Origin of the sequence: Radicibacter daui (assembly GCA_030657355.1) — a bacterium.
GTDB classification, from domain to species: domain Bacteria; phylum Pseudomonadota; class Alphaproteobacteria; order Radicibacterales; family Radicibacteraceae; genus Radicibacter; species Radicibacter daui.
Map to the genome: position 1 here is coordinate 2,648,357 of CP131056.1, position 14,990 is coordinate 2,663,346.

The 14,990-nt window shown below is 65.1% G+C and carries 15 protein-coding genes and 1 tRNA gene; 6 read left to right on the forward strand and 10 right to left on the reverse strand.

The genetic code is table 11. The features are described 5' to 3' along the window. Nucleotides 1–181: 181 nt before the first annotated feature. The 5 genes from QTL98_RS12550 to QTL98_RS12570 form a co-directional block, all read right to left on the reverse strand. Nucleotides 182–769: a GNAT family N-acetyltransferase gene (locus tag QTL98_RS12550; RefSeq protein ID WP_445678808.1), complete on the reverse strand. Its 588-nt coding sequence runs from the start codon at nt 767–769 to the stop codon at nt 182–184. A 198-nt stretch (nt 770–967) separates the two neighbouring features. Beyond that, on the reverse strand, nt 968–2,302 hold the full coding sequence (locus tag QTL98_RS12555; RefSeq protein ID WP_445678809.1) for an RsmB/NOP family class I SAM-dependent RNA methyltransferase: 1,335 nt from the start codon (nt 2,300–2,302) through the stop codon (nt 968–970). A 136-nt stretch (nt 2,303–2,438) separates the two neighbouring features. After that, a complete protein-coding gene (gene guaB, locus QTL98_RS12560) occupies nt 2,439–3,833 on the reverse strand; it encodes an IMP dehydrogenase (protein WP_445682149.1) in 1,395 nt (464 codons plus the stop codon). A gap of 341 nt (nt 3,834–4,174) precedes the next feature. Further along, nucleotides 4,175–4,912 (reverse strand): RlmE family RNA methyltransferase, encoded by a 738-nt coding sequence (locus QTL98_RS12565; protein WP_445678810.1) that lies wholly within the window; start codon nt 4,910–4,912, stop codon nt 4,175–4,177. Between the two features lie 51 nt (nt 4,913–4,963). Then, the gene (locus tag QTL98_RS12570; RefSeq protein WP_445678811.1) at nt 4,964–6,028 is read right to left on the reverse strand and encodes a Ppx/GppA phosphatase family protein; all 1,065 of its coding nucleotides are present in this window, start codon (nt 6,026–6,028) and stop codon (nt 4,964–4,966) included. 540 nt (nt 6,029–6,568) lie between these two features. On the opposite strand from QTL98_RS12570, the gene QTL98_RS12575 reads away from it, so the two are divergent. Together QTL98_RS12575 and QTL98_RS12580 are read left to right on the forward strand one after the other, a co-directional pair. After that, nucleotides 6,569–6,642 (forward strand) — tRNA-Gln (locus tag QTL98_RS12575). Between the two features lie 287 nt (nt 6,643–6,929). Further along, nucleotides 6,930–7,331 (forward strand): hypothetical protein, encoded by a 402-nt coding sequence (locus tag QTL98_RS12580; RefSeq protein ID WP_445678812.1) that lies wholly within the window; start codon nt 6,930–6,932, stop codon nt 7,329–7,331. A gap of 73 nt (nt 7,332–7,404) precedes the next feature. On the opposite strand, the gene QTL98_RS12585 is transcribed toward QTL98_RS12580, so the two are convergent. Continuing rightward, on the reverse strand, nt 7,405–7,626 hold the full coding sequence (locus QTL98_RS12585) for a hypothetical protein (protein WP_445678813.1): 222 nt from the start codon (nt 7,624–7,626) through the stop codon (nt 7,405–7,407). Nucleotides 7,627–7,885: 259 nt separating this feature from the next. Here QTL98_RS12585 and QTL98_RS12590 point away from each other — a divergent pair, with 259 nt between their 5' ends. After that, nucleotides 7,886–8,995 (forward strand): YeiH family protein, encoded by a 1,110-nt coding sequence (locus QTL98_RS12590; protein WP_445678814.1) that lies wholly within the window; start codon nt 7,886–7,888, stop codon nt 8,993–8,995. Nucleotides 8,996–9,128: 133 nt separating this feature from the next. Next, nucleotides 9,129–9,581, forward strand: coding sequence for a universal stress protein (locus tag QTL98_RS12595; RefSeq protein ID WP_445678815.1), 453 nt, complete (start codon nt 9,129–9,131; stop codon nt 9,579–9,581). Between the two features lie 115 nt (nt 9,582–9,696). Here the strand turns inward: QTL98_RS12595 and QTL98_RS12600 are convergent, their stop codons facing one another. Together QTL98_RS12600 and QTL98_RS12605 are read right to left on the reverse strand one after the other, a co-directional pair. Continuing rightward, nucleotides 9,697–10,107, reverse strand: a complete 411-nt coding sequence (locus QTL98_RS12600; RefSeq protein WP_445678816.1) for a baeRF12 domain-containing protein — start codon at nt 10,105–10,107, stop codon at nt 9,697–9,699. Between the two features lie 113 nt (nt 10,108–10,220). Then, the gene (locus tag QTL98_RS12605) at nt 10,221–10,439 is read right to left on the reverse strand and encodes a hypothetical protein (RefSeq protein WP_445678817.1); all 219 of its coding nucleotides are present in this window, start codon (nt 10,437–10,439) and stop codon (nt 10,221–10,223) included. A 375-nt stretch (nt 10,440–10,814) separates the two neighbouring features. On the opposite strand from QTL98_RS12605, the gene QTL98_RS12610 reads away from it, so the two are divergent. Next, a complete protein-coding gene (locus QTL98_RS12610; RefSeq protein WP_445678818.1) occupies nt 10,815–11,717 on the forward strand; it encodes a LysR family transcriptional regulator in 903 nt (300 codons plus the stop codon). 16 nt (nt 11,718–11,733) lie between these two features. Here the strand turns inward: QTL98_RS12610 and QTL98_RS12615 are convergent, their stop codons facing one another. After that, nucleotides 11,734–12,852: a PLP-dependent cysteine synthase family protein gene (locus QTL98_RS12615; RefSeq protein WP_445678819.1), complete on the reverse strand. Its 1,119-nt coding sequence runs from the start codon at nt 12,850–12,852 to the stop codon at nt 11,734–11,736. 125 nt (nt 12,853–12,977) lie between these two features. Next, nucleotides 12,978–13,994: a threonine-phosphate decarboxylase CobD gene (gene cobD, locus QTL98_RS12620; protein ID WP_445678820.1), complete on the reverse strand. Its 1,017-nt coding sequence runs from the start codon at nt 13,992–13,994 to the stop codon at nt 12,978–12,980. On the opposite strand from cobD, the gene cbiB reads away from it, so the two are divergent. Continuing rightward, nucleotides 13,993–14,982, forward strand: a complete 990-nt coding sequence (gene cbiB / locus QTL98_RS12625) for an adenosylcobinamide-phosphate synthase CbiB (RefSeq protein ID WP_445678821.1) — start codon at nt 13,993–13,995, stop codon at nt 14,980–14,982. The genes cobD and cbiB overlap by 2 nt on opposite strands. The last annotated feature ends 8 nt before the right edge of the window (nt 14,983–14,990 follow it).

The following is a 14,990-nucleotide window of genomic DNA, read 5'->3' on the forward strand; positions in this document are numbered from 1 at the left end:
GCCTTTTAAAAAGTGGCCGCACCATACGCGCGGGGGTGCCCCCGCGCAAGCCGCGCGGCTTGCAGGGCCGTCACGCAATTTTCATATCTTCACGGGGAGCTCAATTTCACCGATATTGGCAGGCGGTGCCGATGGTAAGGGGCTCTGTTAGCGGCCCGATTTGAAGGCCCTGCCCCGGCCCTTACGCGTCAACCGCGCTGGCCAGCACCGTCAGATCATCCCAGCAATATGCGACCTCGCTATAGCTCTGCCCGGCAATCGCCAGCGGTCGCTCGCCGCAGGCCATGCCGCCCAGGCGCTCGTAAAACCAGTGAGCCTGCCGGTTGCCGCCAAGGGCCCACACCACAGCATCCTGCACGCCATACCGCAGCAGATGGCGCGCCATCACCGCCATAAGCGCGCGGCCAAGGCCGATATTCTGCACGTCGCTGGCAAGGTAGATGGCGTAGAACTCGCCGGTCGAGCGTGTGGGGCCGCCCCGGGCCGGGCCACAATCGCCAAAACCCACGATGCGCACCGGCGCTGCCTTGGCTCCCTTGCGGGAAGAAGCGCCGGTCTGGCGGGCTTCAATAACAAAGGTTTGCCGCACACCTTCCTGGTCCGCCAGCGCGGTGCGGCGGTTGCGGGCGCGTTCGCGCACGGAAAGGCCGGAGAGATATTCGCCCGGCAGCAGCCCGGCATAGGTGGCACGCCAGGCCTCCACATGCACCCCCGCAATGGCCTGAGCATCCTCAAACCGTGCCGGACGGATCGCATATTCCACAGCCATGGCAGCCTCCCCCTTACCCAAAGCAAGGTGATGCGCCTGTTCCGGCAGCCTTGAAGCGCTGCCGCTTAACAGGTGCAGGCAATACCATACCCAAATTCAGGGCAGTGGCCAGCCCTCCGAAAGGAGAGTATGAGGCGGATTTTGCCGGATCCTGCCGCTTTTCACACCCGCTTGTGCCAAAGGGCGGCAAAAGCCGCCTCAGGCAGGCGCCGCCGCCTCTTCCGCCGGGGCGCGTTCCAGCACGGCGCAGAAGAAGCCGTCCGTGTCATGGCTGCCGGGGGAAAGGCGCAGGTAAGGCCCTTCCACCGGGCAGGGTGTGCCCAGCACCTCGGCCCATACTTCGCGCACATCCAGCGCACGGAAATCCGGCTGCGCGGCAAGAAAGCGCTCGATGCAATCCTCATCCTCTTCCGCCAGCACGGAGCAGGTGGCGTAAAGCAGCCGCCCGCCCGGGCGTACCAGACGGCAGGCGCTGGCCAGCACATTGTTCTGGATCGTCGTCAGCTCTTCCAGATCGGGGCCGCCCCGGCCCCAGCGGGCATCGGGGTTGCGGCGCCAGGTGCCGCTGCCGCTGCAGGGGGCATCCACCAGCACGCGGTCGAACTTCAGCTTGTGGCGCTTGACCCACGGGTCACGCTCCGTCTCCAGCAGGCGGCGCTCGATATTATGCAGGTCCGCACGCACCGCGCGCTCGCCGGCCCGGTCAAGCCGCTGCTGGTTGACGTCGCAGGCCACCACACGGCCCTTGCCCTTCATCTCGGCGGCCATCACCAGCGCCTTGCCGCCGGCCCCGGCGCAGAAATCGACGATCTGCATGCCGGGCTTGGCGCCAGCAAGCGCCGCCACCAACTGGGAGCCTTCGTCCTGCACTTCCAAGAGGCCCTGTTTGAAGGGGCTGCTGTCCGCCAGCGCATGGCGGCCAGAAAGGCGCAAGCCCCAGGGCGACAAGCGCGTTTCCTGCGCCTCGACACCAAGGCCCTTCAAAAGGTCGAGGCCTTCGGCGCGGGTGATCTTCATCGGGTTGATGCGCAGATCAACCGGCGCCGGCTGGTTGATGGCATCCATCTCGCGGGCGAACCTGTCGCCGAAGACGCGCCGCAGCGGCGCCTCGGCCCAGTCCGGGCATTCAAGGCGGATATGCTCGGGCATTTCCGGATGGTCGGCGGTGCGGCCGGCCAGCGCCTTCAGCGCCTTGTATTCGGGCTTGGTGAGTTCAGCCGGAGAGAAACGGTCGCCGCCGAACAGGCCTTCCACCTTCTGCGGGTCCATCTGCTCGGCAATCAGCAGCGTGGCGATGATGCGCGAGCGTGCCTCCGGCTCCAGCCCGACACGGGCGAGCCACCAGTCGATGCGCGAGCGGTGGCGCAGCGCGGTATAGACGGTCTCGGAGATCGAGCGGCGATCCTTGGAGCCGATATAACGCCGCGTCTTGAAATACTGGTGCACGACGGCATCCGCCGGCACGAAGTTGCGCCGCCGGTCGATATTGCCAGTGATGTCGATAGCCGCCTGAAGCCGCGCACCGGGTGTCATGTGTTCTCTTTACCTTAAAGCAGACATCAAACAAACGTCTGGCAAGCGTCTGACAAACGTCGGGCCGCGACCATACTGGCCGCGGCCCGGAATTTCAAAGACTGTCGCCGGCCCGGTGTTTTCCCGGGCAGGCTCCTCAGCCGACGCGGTAGTTCGGCGTCTCCTGGGTGATCGTCACGTCATGAACGTGGCTTTCCTTGAGGCCGGCATTGGTGATGCGCACGAATTCGCAGCCCGTCTGCATTTCCGCAATCGTGCCGTGGCCGGTGTAACCCATCGCCGCGCGCAGGCCGCCCACCAGCTGGTGCACAACCGCGCCCACCGGGCCCTTGTAGGGCACGCGGCCTTCAATGCCTTCCGGCACCAGCTTCAGCGTGTCCTTAACTTCGGCCTGAAAATAACGGTCGGCCGAGCCGCGCGCCATGGCACCGACGGAGCCCATGCCGCGATAGCTCTTATAGGAGCGGCCCTGATAGAGAATGACCTCGCCCGGGCTTTCATCCGTGCCGGCAAACATGCTGCCCAGCATGGCGCAGTCGGCGCCGCCGGCAATCGCCTTGGCAAGGTCGCCGGAGAACTTGATGCCGCCGTCGGCAATGACGGGCACGCCGCGGGCACGGCAGGCCGCCGCCACATCCATGATGGCGGTCAGCTGCGGCACACCCACGCCGGCCACGATGCGGGTGGTGCAGATAGAACCGGGGCCGATGCCCACCTTGATGGCATCCGCACCGGCATCGATCAGCGCCTCGGCAGCCTTGGCGGTCGCCACATTGCCGGCGATGATCTGGGTGTAGTTGCGCATCTGGCGCACGGTGGTAACGGCATCGATCACGCGGGACGAGTGGCCGTGGGCTGTATCGACCACCAGCACGTCCACACCGGCGGCGAACAGCGCTTCGGCGCGGGCAATGCCGTCTTCACCGGTACCGGTGGCGGCAGCCACGCGCAGGCGGCCCTTCTCGTCCTTGCTGGCGTTCGGGTAGGTCTGCGCCTTTTCGATATCCTTGACGGTGACAAGGCCGATGCAGCGATAGGCATCGTCCACCACCAGCAGCTTTTCAATGCGGTGCTGGTGCAGCAGGCGCTTGGCTTCCTGCATGTCCACGCCTTCCGGCACGGTGACCAGCGACTGATGGGTCATCAGTTCGCTGACGGGCTGCTGCAGGTTGGAGGCAAAACGCACATCGCGGTTGGTGAGGATGCCGACCAGCTTGCCGCTGGCTTCCGTGACCGGAATGCCGGAGATGCGGTGGTACTGCATCAGGGCCAGCGCATCGGCCAGCGTTGCCTGCGGCTCGATGGTGACCGGGTTTACCACCATGCCCGATTCGAAGCGCTTGACCTTGCGCACTTCCTCGGCCTGACGGTCGATATCCATGTTGCGGTGGATGACGCCAAGGCCGCCGGCCTGCGCCATGGCAATCGCCATCTGCGATTCCGTGACCGTATCCATCGCGGAGGAGAGCAGCGGAATGCCAAGCTCGATGGAGCGGGTAAGGCGCGTGCGGGTATCCACCTGCGCCGGCATTACCGAAGACGCGCCGGGCACAAGCAGCACGTCGTCAAAAGTCAGGGCTTCGCGAATCTGGGTCACTGGAGGGGGCCTCCCGTCGGCAGCAGGGCCATGGCTGCCGGCGTGGCAGCCGAAAAAGTGGCGCGCACTATACACAGGGAGTTTTCCTTGTGAACCGCCGATTGTGCATGACTGCACCGGCGCGCGCCGCATCTTGTGCTAAAGGGCAAGGCAGTCCATGTTCTGGAGGTTTGGCAGAATGGCGAAGTACAACCTCGCCGAACCCTGCGTCAGACCTTGAAGGCACGGACAGCTCCCCGCAGGACGGGGCAGAAAGCCCCGCCCGCCCTCTTTCCTTACTCTTCCGCGCTCTGGCTCATATTGTCGTCTTCGTCCTTCGGGCGGGCGCCGCGGAAACCGATCGCCACCACATAGACCTCGACGGAATCCGCGCGGCTTGCCGGCGGCTTGATGTGCTTGATGGTCTTGAAGTCGCGCTTGAGAATATCGAGCAGCTCCTTCGTCTCCCCGCCCTGGAAAAGCTTGGCGAGGAAAGCGCCGTCCTTCACCAGCACGCGCGAGGCAAAGTCATAGGCCATCTCGGCCAGCATCAGCGTGCGCAGATGGTCGGTCTGGCGGTGACCGGTGGTGGGCGCAGCGAGGTCCGAGATCACCACATCGGCTTGCCCGCCAAGCGCATCGAACAGACGCTGGGGTGCATCATCGGCCAGAAAGTCGCCATGCAGCAGCGTGGCGCCGGCAATCGGCTGGATTTCAAGGATATCCATGCCCAGCACGTACCCCTTGCCTTCCCTGGACTTGACGCGCTCGACCGCCACCTGCGTCCAGCCGCCGGGGGCGGCGCCGAGATCGACCACGCGCTGGCCGGGTTTCAGCAAATGCAGCTTGTCGTCCATCTCCAGAAGCTTGAAGGCGGCGCGGCTGCGAAAACCGCGTTTCTTCGCTTCGGCCACATAAGGGTCGTTGAGCTGGCGCTGCAGCCAGAGCGTGGAGGAGATCTTGCGCCCCTTGGCGGTGCGCACGCGGGTGGATTTGATGCGGCCCGTGGGGGTGCCGGAAGAAGAGCTGCTCATGTTTTTGTCTCGGGCCCTTGCTGGCCGTTTTCTTTCGTCAGAATGGTTCTATCACACCGGCAGGGCGGCAGGCGTCAGGCTCGTGCCGGCGGCCCGGCCATTCGGGCGGGCGCCCTGCGGCCGGTCGGCGCCGATAAGGTCCAGCAGAATGCCTTCGCGCAGGCCCCTGTCCGCCACCCGCAGGCGGCCCACCGGCCACACGCGGCAGATGGCTTCCAGCACGGCGCAGCCGGGGATGACGAGATCGGCCCGCTCACGCCCGATGCATAAATGCTGTGCCCGCTCCTCATAGGACAGGTCCAGCAGTTCGCGGGCGACCCGCCGGGCGGCCTTGAAGCGCAGGAAACTGCCATCAATGGCGGCGCGGTTATAACGCGGCAGGCGCATATTGATGCTGGCAAGCGTGGTAACGGTGCCGGAAGTGCCAACCATCTGCACCTCCCCGGCCTTGATGCGCGGGGAAATGCCATGCCGGCGGTCAAACTCGCGCATGGGGCCGAGGAACTCGTCCACCATGTCGCGGAAGGCGCCGCGCGAGACATCGCGCCCGCCATATTTTTCCGCCAGCGCCACCACACCGAGCGGCACGGAGACGTGATCGATGATCTCCGTCACCCCGCCCTCGCCCACCCGCGTCCACATGACTTCGGTGGACCCGCCGCCGATATCGAACACAAGGCCCCAGGGCAGCGCACCGGACAGCAGCGGCGAACAGCTGCTGACGGCAAGGCGCGCTTCTTCAGCGGCGGTGATGATCTCGATATTAAGGCCGAGATCGGCCTCCACCCGGGCGAGGAATTCGGCGCAGTTGTCCGCCTGCCGGCAGGCTTCCGTTGCCACGGCGCGCACGGAGATGGCGCCGCGCCGGCGGATTTTGCCCGCGCACACCCGCAGCGCCGACAGCGTGCGGTCGATGGCGGCTTCGGAAAGGCGATGGGTTGCGCCCAGCCCCTCCCCCAGCCGCACGATGCGCGAGAAGGCATCCAGCACGACAAAGCCGTCGGCCGCCGGTTCGGCGATCAGCAGGCGGCAATTATTGGTGCCAAGATCGAGCGCGGCATAGGCCGGGCCGTTACCACCGGGCCGCCCGCCGCGCGGGCGCCGGTGCATCGGCATGGAAGGGTGGCCGTGGCCATTCCCGGCCGGCTCCGTATTGCCCACCTGGGGAACGGAACCCCGGGGAGCAGCGCCGTTATTACCGCCAGACACGCCTTGAGAGGCAGCTTGCTGAGAGGCAGCCGGCCCCTGCTCCCGGCGCACCGCCGGCGCACCATTTTGCTGTTGCTGCGCCCCGGCATTGCGGGCCACGGCGGGAGTGTTCTCGGTACTACGGCCGCCGCTGCGCGCCTGAGCGGACTCGCGCGACGACCTGTCGCCGGGCGAGCCGCGGGGGCGGCCTGCCCGGTTGTTGTCCTTACCTCTGTTGCCCACCTTGGGGGGCCTCCTGAAATCACTTGGCGGCGCTCCGAGCGCCCATGTTGCCGACATGTTACCGGGGAGGTGGCCATGGCGCAAAGCCAATGCGAGAGGGCAGGTTCACTTTCCTCCTGCATTTTCTCTTAAACATCCTCTTTACAAGCCCGATCCGGTTGGATAGACACTGCGCCCACGGTTCGGGCAGCGCTTGCAGCGCCCCCGGATACGGGCCCCGAGTGCTGGGGGATCGTCTAGCGGTAGGACTGCGGATTCTGACTCCGCCAACCCTGGTTCGAATCCAGGTCCCCCAGCCAACTCTCTGAAAATAAAGATGTAATATGACCGGTGCGCGCCTCTGGCGTGGCGCTGTTATTTTTTTATTTGTGCGGTTTGCCGGCCGGTCTGGCGTCGCGGAAAATTTACGCGACCTTTTCACTTCCTGAACATTCCTGCCCCGCTGCCGCCCCGGAGCGGCTGTTATCAAAGGCAAAGGCGCGCCTGCCATGCAGCCGCAAATCCGACAAAAGGCCGTGCGAGCCTGAAACTACCCGCCGTCCATAACCGTTTTTGAGGACAGGGGGAGACAAGGATTAACCCAGCGATGAAGATCGCCGTCCGCCTCACTGCGCTCGCTCTCGTGCCGCTGCTTGCCGCAGCCTGTGCCTCGCCGCAATGGCAGGCCGCCAACGCCGATTGCGTGGCGCGTTACAATACCGAAATCCCGGCCGACTATCAGCGCATGCTGGTGGTGCGCCAGCAGCCGACCCCGATGACCGGCGGTTTTCGCTGTTATCCACATGGCTGGGGGCCGGGCGCCCCGGCACGCTGTTACCCCGATACCTACTGGGCTTACCTGCCCTACTCGACCTGGGAGATGGTGGATGTGAATGCCGAACGGCGCTCGGCCGCCATCCGCGCCTGCACGACTTCCACCTGCATCAACCGCTTCGGCAACAGCAGCTGTGACGTGCCGCCGCCGGGCGGGCAGTTTTTTGGCGGATAGTTTTCCACCCACTGATGTCGTGACAAAAGAAAACCGGGGCCAAAAGGCCCCGGTTTGCATCGGCATTGTCCGCTTAGCCGCGGCGGCGCTGCGACAGCAGCAGGGCGCCGCCCGCAAGGATCAGGCCCGCGCCGACAGCGGCCGGAACCGGGAAGTGATGTTCCTCTTCCGCCTTGGCCTTGATCGGCCCGGCTTCGAACACCGTTTCTTCGGTGGTAATGGGAATATAGGGGATGATGAGCGCGCCGGCGCCAACGATAAGCAGCAATACAGCGCCAATACGAAGAGCGGTCATGATGCTGGCCTTTCTTCCTTTAATTGTTTCCTGATACCTCGCGCTGCTGCGGCGGACCTTCATGTTTCGCCCGACAGCGCGCCAGGTCTCTGCACGATCAAATAACGCAGCTGCATGCAGGAGCGTTCCCAACTACCGGAACGTCATGTTCGAAGCCTTCGAAATTCGTTCGATTTTATTGATTGAATATATAAAAACTATCCGTTGGATGAATTGAACGCACCGAAGCAAGGTCACGTCACCCCATCGGAGGTGTGACATGAGTATCGCTGCTTCTTCCCCGCCAGCCCGGCACCCGGCCAATCCGGCCCCCTTGCTGGTGAGCCTGATCCGCCCCCTGCCCGGCATTGGCCTTTGCGCGGCGGTAACGGCGGCGGCCTTGCTGGCCGAAAAAGCCGAACATGCACTGTTCGGCGCAGCCTGGCTGGAAGCGCTGGTGCTCGCCATCCTCATCGGCACCGCCATACGCACCCTCTGGACACCCGGGCGCTTCTGGCACATCGGCATCGATGTCAGCGCCAAGCTGCTGCTGGAAGTTGCCGTTGTGCTGCTGGGGGCTTCCGTCAGCGCCGGGCAGCTGCTGAAAAACGGTCCCGGCCTGCTGGTCGGCATCTTCGCTACTGTCGCCATCGCCCTCACGCTCAGTTATCTGATCGGCCGTTTTCTCGGCCTCGGCCGGCGCCTGGCGCTGCTGGTTGCCTGCGGCAATTCCATCTGCGGCAATTCCGCCATCGCCGCCGTGGCCCCGGTTATCGGCGCGGATGGTGACGAGGTTGCCTCCTCCATTGCCTTTACCGCCGTGCTGGGCGTTCTTGTCGTGCTGCTGCTGCCGGTTGCCGGGCATGCGCTGGCGATGAGCGGCATGGCCTATGGCACGCTTGCCGGCCTTACTGTCTATGCCGTGCCGCAGGTGTTTGCCGCTGCCGCGCCGCTTGGGGCGCAGGCGGTGCAGATGGGCACGCTGGTGAAGCTGACCCGTGTGCTGGCGCTCGGCCCGGTCTGTTTCATCCTGTCGCTGCTCACCAGCCGGCTGCGCGAAGAAACCGACGAGTTGCCGCCCCATGTCACCGCCGGTGACCGCCCCAAGGCCGGCATGCCGCCGCTGCACCGGCTGGTCCCCTGGTTCATCGTCGGCTTTCTGTTCCTCAGCGCCCTGCGGTCATTGGCGGTGCTGCCGACAGCAAGCCTGCCGGCCTTGCAGCAGACCTCCAGCCTGCTCACCATCCTGTCGATGGCGGCGCTCGGCCTTGGCGTCGACATCCGGGTGGTGGCCAAGGCAGGCCTGCGCGTCAGCCTCGCCGCCTCGCTCTCCATCCTGGCGCTCGCCGGCATCGCCCTGCTTCTGATCCACCTGCTGCCGGGCCTTTGATCGCGCCCACCTCCCCCGGGGCAAGCTTGACGCAGATCAACGAAATCCAGACCTCCCGGAGCGATCCTGTTTTCCGGAATACAAACAAGAGCACCGGCCCTGACCGGACCGGCGCACACCGGAGGGATTGCCGATGTTCACGAAGATTTTGCTACCGACAGACGGGTCTCCCCTTGCCAGCCTGGCGCTCAACAAGGGCCTTACCCTCGCCGCCGAGCAGGAAGCGAAGGTCCACGCGCTGATGGTGATCGAGCCCTTCCATACCTTGTCGATGGAAGCCGGCCAGCTTTCCAGCACGCGCGCGAGTTATGAGCTCCATATGAAAGAGGCAGCCGAGGAACATCTGCTCGCCGTTGCCGACAAGGCCCGCAAAATGGGGCTTGTCTGCGAGACCACCATGGTGATCGACGGGAGCCCCTATCAGGTCATCATTGACACCGCCAGGGCCCGCGGCTGCGATCTCGTCGTCATGGGGTCGCACGGGCGCGGCGGCCTCGGTGCCATGGTGCTGGGCAGCCAGACGCTGAAGGTGCTGACCCACTCAACCCTTCCCGTGCTGGTCTACCGTCAGGAAAAGGCCGGATAACCAGCCGGCATCACGAACAGCCCGATACAGAAAAACACCGGCCCCCATCGGGGCCGGTGCCTTTTTTATAGCAGTCAACGCTGGTGCAGATGCCCGGCAGATGCCGGGATATGGCTCAATGCACCCGGCGGCCGAGCCGGCGTTCGATCGTTGCCGTATTGAACAGGGTCATGTCGCAGGAGGTCTCGCCGCTCAGCGCATCGCGCCCCAGAGGCCCAAGGCACTGGCGCAGGCGCTCCAGTGCCTGCGGCGGGGCCACCAGCACGAAGCGCTCCATCGCCCCGACGCGCACAGCCCCTTCAATCCGGTGGGCGAGATTGTCCAGAAAACGCGCTTCGGCGTCAGCATCCCGCGGCTGGTCGAGGCTATCGCTGGCCTCCAGCAGCGGCTGCGGTAGCACGGCCATCTGATGCAGGTTCAGATGGTTCGCCTCGCCGTCATTGCGAAAGATGCGGGCCTGAGCCCCGTCGCAGACAACAACCCAGCTTTGCCACGGGATTGCTGCCGGAACGCTGAAATCGTCCATTTGCCTCTCCCTAAAATTGAGGGGGCCGGCGGTAAAACCGCAACCTCGCAAGGTCGGCCCGCTTTATGGGTAGATATCAGGGCGCCCCTTTCGGGCGGCGCCTTGTCACCGGATCAGTTCGCCAGCCGGGCCACGACGCCTGCCAGCACCATTGATTCGCGCACCAGCCCAAGGTCGCGCAGCATGCGCGCCTCATATTGCAGAATGCGCCGTGCTGCCGGACGGTTGCGCCCGACCTCGCCCAGTGCCGCCATTATTGTGTGCTCATGAAACTCGATGCAGATGGCTGCGTCATGCAGCCCCCCACCCTGTCCCGGATCGTGACTGCGCATCGCCATAGCCCCCGCGTGGTTGCAGAAGGTGCCGCATCTGGTCCGGCCAACGTCCCCGACGCCGCGTTATGGCAACGGTACGCCCCCGATCAGGGCATTAATTTGACAGAAATCAATTTTGCGACACGCCAATTTATGTAAAGCAAACCAAGTCATTGTTTTTTCGTAAAAAGAATCGCTACTGGTTACGACGGTATTTTTTTCGCGCTCCCGATTTTTTGGTGCGTTGGCGCGGGTGCCAAACCCGGATATGGCCCCTGCCTTCGGGCGGCTTTCTTTCCGCAGCCCCGCCTCCATCCGGTGACGGACATCACCGGCAATGCTAGCGTCTTCCCGGACATTCAAGGGCCCGGCAGCCAAGCAACAGGAACCGGCATGACACTGGAACAGCTGAGGATTTTTGTGGCGGTGGCAGAGCTGGAACATGTCACGCGCGCCGCCGAGATGCTGAACCTCACCCAGTCTGCCGTCAGCGCCGCCATTTCGGCGCTGGAAAACCGGTATGCCACCCGCCTTTTTGACCGTGTGGGCCGCGGCATTCGCCTCAGCGATGCGGGCCGGGCTTTTCTTGTCGAGGCACGCGGCGTGCTGGCCCGGGCCTCTGCTGCCGAAACGGTGCTGGCCGATCTGGCCGGCATGCGGCGCGGCAGCCTGGCGCTCGCCGCCAGCCAGACCGTCGCCAACTACTGGCTGCCGGCGCTTATCTGCCATTTCCAGGCCCGTTATCCGGGCATCGAAACCAGCCTTTTCATCGGCAATACCGAGCAGGTGGCCGCCCGCGTGGCCGAAGGCGCCGCCGATCTGGGTTTTGTCGAAGGCGAGGTGGAAGCCCCGCAGCTCACCCTCCAGCCGGCGGCGGAAGACGAGCTCGTGCTCGTCGTCGGCCCCCGCCACGAGTGGGCGCGCGCCGACAGTTTTTCAAAACAGGACCTGACGTCAGCCCGCTGGGTGCTGCGCGAACGGGGCTCCGGCACCCGCGCCATGTTTCTGGAAGCCGTCGCCGTGCTCGGGCTCGATGCCGGCACACTCGACATCGCGCTGGAGCTGCCCTCCAACGAAGCGGTACGCTCGGCAGTAGAAGCCGGCGCCGGGGCGAGCGTGATGTCCCGTCTGGTGGTCGACAGCGCCATCCGGGCCGGCAAGCTGGTGGAACTGCCGCTAACCCTGCCCCGTCGGCGTTTTCTGGCGCTCAGCCACAAGGAGCGTTACCGCACCGCCGCCCAGCGCGAATTCCTCGCCATCGTGACGGCCATTGCCGCCGAAGGGCACGGCATCTGAGCGCCTGAGGATAGCCTCAGCGCTCGCACCATTCCGGCTGCAGCGTGAAAGCCCCGCCTTCGAGGAAAGTTTCAATAGCCGCCTCGGCAGCGGCAGTTTCAAAGCCCTCCCGCTTCAGCCAGACGTCATCGTGGTAGGTGTTGAGGTAACGCTCGCCGGAATCGCAGATGAGCGTGACGATGGAGCCCTGCTCGCCGGCCGAACGCATGCGCTCTGCCACCCAGCACAGGCCCAGGAAGTTGGTACCGGTGGAAGCGCCGACACGGCGGCCCAGCCGGCGCGAAAGCACCCGCATTGCCGCCAATGACAGCACGTCCGGCACCTTCAACATGGTATCCACCACATCGGGAATGAAGGACGGTTCGGCCCGCGGCCGCCCCACCCCCTCGATACGCGAACCGCAAGGCCAGGTAGCGGCGGGATCGCTGTCGCGGTAGCTGGCAAAAAAGGCCGATTGCTCGACATCGGCCACCAGCAGGCGGGTGGCGAGGCGCTTGTAGCGGATATAGCGCCCGATGGTGGCCGTGGTGCCGCCGGTGCCGGGGCTCATCACCACCCAGGAGGGCTCGGGATAGCGCTCGAGCCGCATCTGCTCGAAAACGGATTCCGCGATGTTGTTGTTGCCACGCCAGTCCGTCGCCCGCTCGGCATAGGTGAACTGGTCGATATAATGTCCGCCATGACGCTCGGCGAGCGCCGCCGCCTCGGCATAAAGCGTGCGCGGATCGTCGACGAAATGGCAGTGTCCGCCCTGCCGCTCGATGGCAGCGATCTTCTCCCCGGAGGTGGAGCGCGGCATCACGGCATAGAAGGGAATGCCGATCATGCGGGCAAAATAGGCTTCCGACACCGCCGTGGAGCCGGAAGAAGCCTCCACCACCGGCGCCCCTTCGCGGATCTTGCCGTTGCAGAGCCCGTAGAGAAACAGCGAGCGGGCGAGACGATGTTTCAGGCTGCCGGTCGGATGGGTGGATTCATCCTTGAAATAAAGATCGATGCCGGCGAGCGCGGGCACCTCAAGGCGCAGCAGATGGGTATCGGCAGAGCGGCGCTGGTCAGCCTCGATCAGCGAGACGGCCTTGTCAGCCCAGGCCCTGCATTCCCTGACCGTTGCCTTGCTGCAGCCCTTCTCCATCGCGCCCTCGTCTCCGCTTGAAATCAGGGGCAAACGGATGCCGCGCCGGGCCTCAAATGGCAACATGAATTTACAAGTTTATTCTGGATTTATTGTATCGACGCAATCGGGCTCGCATGCAGCGCTCAGGCGCTTTCCAGCCTCTGCCAGCCGGCCTCATCCGCCGGAAGCCCCAAGCGCAGCCTGCGGGGCTGGTCGCTGAAACGCCGCACCAGAATGCCGGCCTTGCCAAGACGCTTGAACAAGGCTGGCGCGCCCTCGGCTTCGCCCAGACGGTAAAGCCGCGTGCCGCCAACGATCTTGAGGCCAAGCCGCTCCATCGCCGCATCAAGCCGGGCGGCTTCGCTTTCAAGGCGCAATGTCATCTGCCTGCGCCAGCCTTCATCGGCAAGCGCAGCAAGCCCCGCTTCCAGCGCCGGGCCGGCAACTGCCCAGGGCCCCATGGCCGCCCGCAGCGCGTCGACAAGAGCTTCATCGCCCATCGCAAACCCCAGCCGCACCCCGGCAAGACCATAGGTCTTGCCGAAGGAGCGCAGCACCAGCACGCCCGGCACCGGCAAGAACGGGGCGATGGTCGCCCCTTTCCCTTCCAGATCGGCAAAGGCCTCATCCACCAGCAGCAGCCCGCCCTTTGCCGCGAGCGTCGCGGCAAAACCGGCAAGCTGCGCCGGGGGTACGAGGCGCCCGTCCGGATTGTTGGGATTGACCAGCACGACAACATCCGCCCCGGCTGCCGCTTCAAGCCCGGCGACAAGGCGCACGTCTGCGCCGACACCCTGCCAGCCCGCCGCATGTTCGGCATAGGTGGGCCCGAGAATGGCCACCTGCCGGCTCCCCAGCAGGCGCGGCAGCAGGCTGATCAGCACCTGCGTGCCCGGCGCAGCAACAATTGGTGTTCCGGAAGGCGCGCCATAAGCGGCAAGCGCCACCTGCTCCAGCCGGGTGATATCCCCCGGTTCGGGCAGCCGCGTAAAGGCGGCGGCAGAAAAAGCCGGCAGCGGGTAAGCATGCGGATTAATGCCGGTGGAAAGGTCTATCCACGGGCGCGGCGCACCGGGAAACAACCGCTCCGCAATGGCAAGGCTGCCGCCATGTTCGATGGCGGCGGAGACCGCGCTTGTGTTATGGCTGCCGGCAATCATGCTGAGCCCTGACCTTACCCTTCCGCTGCTGCTGGTCGCCCTCATTGTCGAGGCGATTATCGGCTGGCCGCCGCTGCTCTACCGCTTCGTGCGCCATCCCGTCGTCTGGTTCGGCGCCATGATCGGGTTGATGGACCGCCAGATGAACGAGGCGACCATGCCCGAGCGCCTGAAACGAGGCAACGGCGTCGTCACGCTCGTGGCGTTGATTGCGGCCGCACTTTTCGGCGCCTTCGTGGTGCAGATCGCCCTGCTGGTCTTCGCCCCGGCCTGGGTCGCCCTGCTGGCGATTGCGCTTCTGACCAGCGCGTTCCTCGCCCAGCGCAGCCTGCACACGCATGTGCGCGACGTAGCCATGGCACTGGAGAAGGACGGGCTTTCCGGCGGGCGCCGTGCCGTTTCCCACATTGTCGGCCGCAACCCGGAAACGCTGGATGAAGCGGGCGTTTCCCGCGCGGCGATTGAAAGCCTTGCCGAGAATTTTTCCGACGGGGTTGTGGCGCCGGCTTTCTGGGCCGCACTCTTCGGCCTGCCGGGCATCGCGACCTACAAGGCTATCAATACGGCCGACAGCATGATCGGCCACAAGACACCGCGCCATAAGGCCTTCGGCTGGGCCGCCGCGCGGTTTGACGATCTGGTCAATCTGCCCGGCTCGCGCCTTGCCGCGCTCTGGATCGTGCTGGCCGCGCTATTCAACGGCAAGGATGTGGTGGGCGCCATCAAGGCCGTTCTGCGTGATGCCCGCCGCCACCGCTCCCCCAATGCCGGCTGGCCGGAAGCAGCAATGGCCGGCGCCCTTGGCCTAGCCCTTGGTGGGCCGCGCACTTATGGCGATGAAAAGGTGGAAGATTTCTGGATGGGCCATGGCCGGCAGGAGGCAACCGCCGCCGATATCCGCGCAGCGCTTGGCCTTTATCGCACCGCCTGCCTTGTGCAGATGCTGGTGATCGCGGCGCTCGGCGGCTGGCTTTCCGGGCAGCTCTAACGCAGCCC

Excerpts from the sequence above, each read along its gene's own strand:
- QTL98_RS12565 (WP_445678810.1), bottom strand. The coding sequence starts at position 4,912 with ATGAGCAGCTCTTCTTCCGGCACCCCCACGGGCCGCATCAAATCCACC.
- QTL98_RS12570 (WP_445678811.1), bottom strand. The coding sequence starts at position 6,028 with ATGCCGATGCACCGGCGCCCGCGCGGCGGGCGGCCCGGTGGTAACGGC.
- QTL98_RS12585 (WP_445678813.1), bottom strand. The coding sequence starts at position 7,626 with ATGACCGCTCTTCGTATTGGCGCTGTATTGCTGCTTATCGTTGGCGCC.
- QTL98_RS12595 (WP_445678815.1), top strand. The coding sequence starts at position 9,129 with ATGTTCACGAAGATTTTGCTACCGACAGACGGGTCTCCCCTTGCCAGC.
- QTL98_RS12555 (WP_445678809.1), bottom strand. The coding sequence starts at position 2,302 with ATGACACCCGGTGCGCGGCTTCAGGCGGCTATCGACATCACTGGCAAT.
- QTL98_RS12610 (WP_445678818.1), top strand. The coding sequence starts at position 10,815 with ATGACACTGGAACAGCTGAGGATTTTTGTGGCGGTGGCAGAGCTGGAA.
- QTL98_RS12615 (WP_445678819.1), bottom strand. The coding sequence starts at position 12,852 with ATGGAGAAGGGCTGCAGCAAGGCAACGGTCAGGGAATGCAGGGCCTGG.
- cobD (WP_445678820.1), bottom strand. The coding sequence starts at position 13,994 with ATGATTGCCGGCAGCCATAACACAAGCGCGGTCTCCGCCGCCATCGAA.
- QTL98_RS12605 (WP_445678817.1), bottom strand. The coding sequence starts at position 10,439 with ATGCGCAGTCACGATCCGGGACAGGGTGGGGGGCTGCATGACGCAGCC.
- QTL98_RS12580 (WP_445678812.1), top strand. The coding sequence starts at position 6,930 with ATGAAGATCGCCGTCCGCCTCACTGCGCTCGCTCTCGTGCCGCTGCTT.
- QTL98_RS12590 (WP_445678814.1), top strand. The coding sequence starts at position 7,886 with ATGAGTATCGCTGCTTCTTCCCCGCCAGCCCGGCACCCGGCCAATCCG.
- QTL98_RS12550 (WP_445678808.1), bottom strand. The coding sequence starts at position 769 with ATGGCTGTGGAATATGCGATCCGTCCGGCACGGTTTGAGGATGCTCAG.
- QTL98_RS12600 (WP_445678816.1), bottom strand. The coding sequence starts at position 10,107 with ATGGACGATTTCAGCGTTCCGGCAGCAATCCCGTGGCAAAGCTGGGTT.
- cbiB (WP_445678821.1), top strand. The coding sequence starts at position 13,993 with ATGCTGAGCCCTGACCTTACCCTTCCGCTGCTGCTGGTCGCCCTCATT.
- guaB (WP_445682149.1), bottom strand. The coding sequence starts at position 3,833 with ATGCCGGCGCAGGTGGATACCCGCACGCGCCTTACCCGCTCCATCGAG.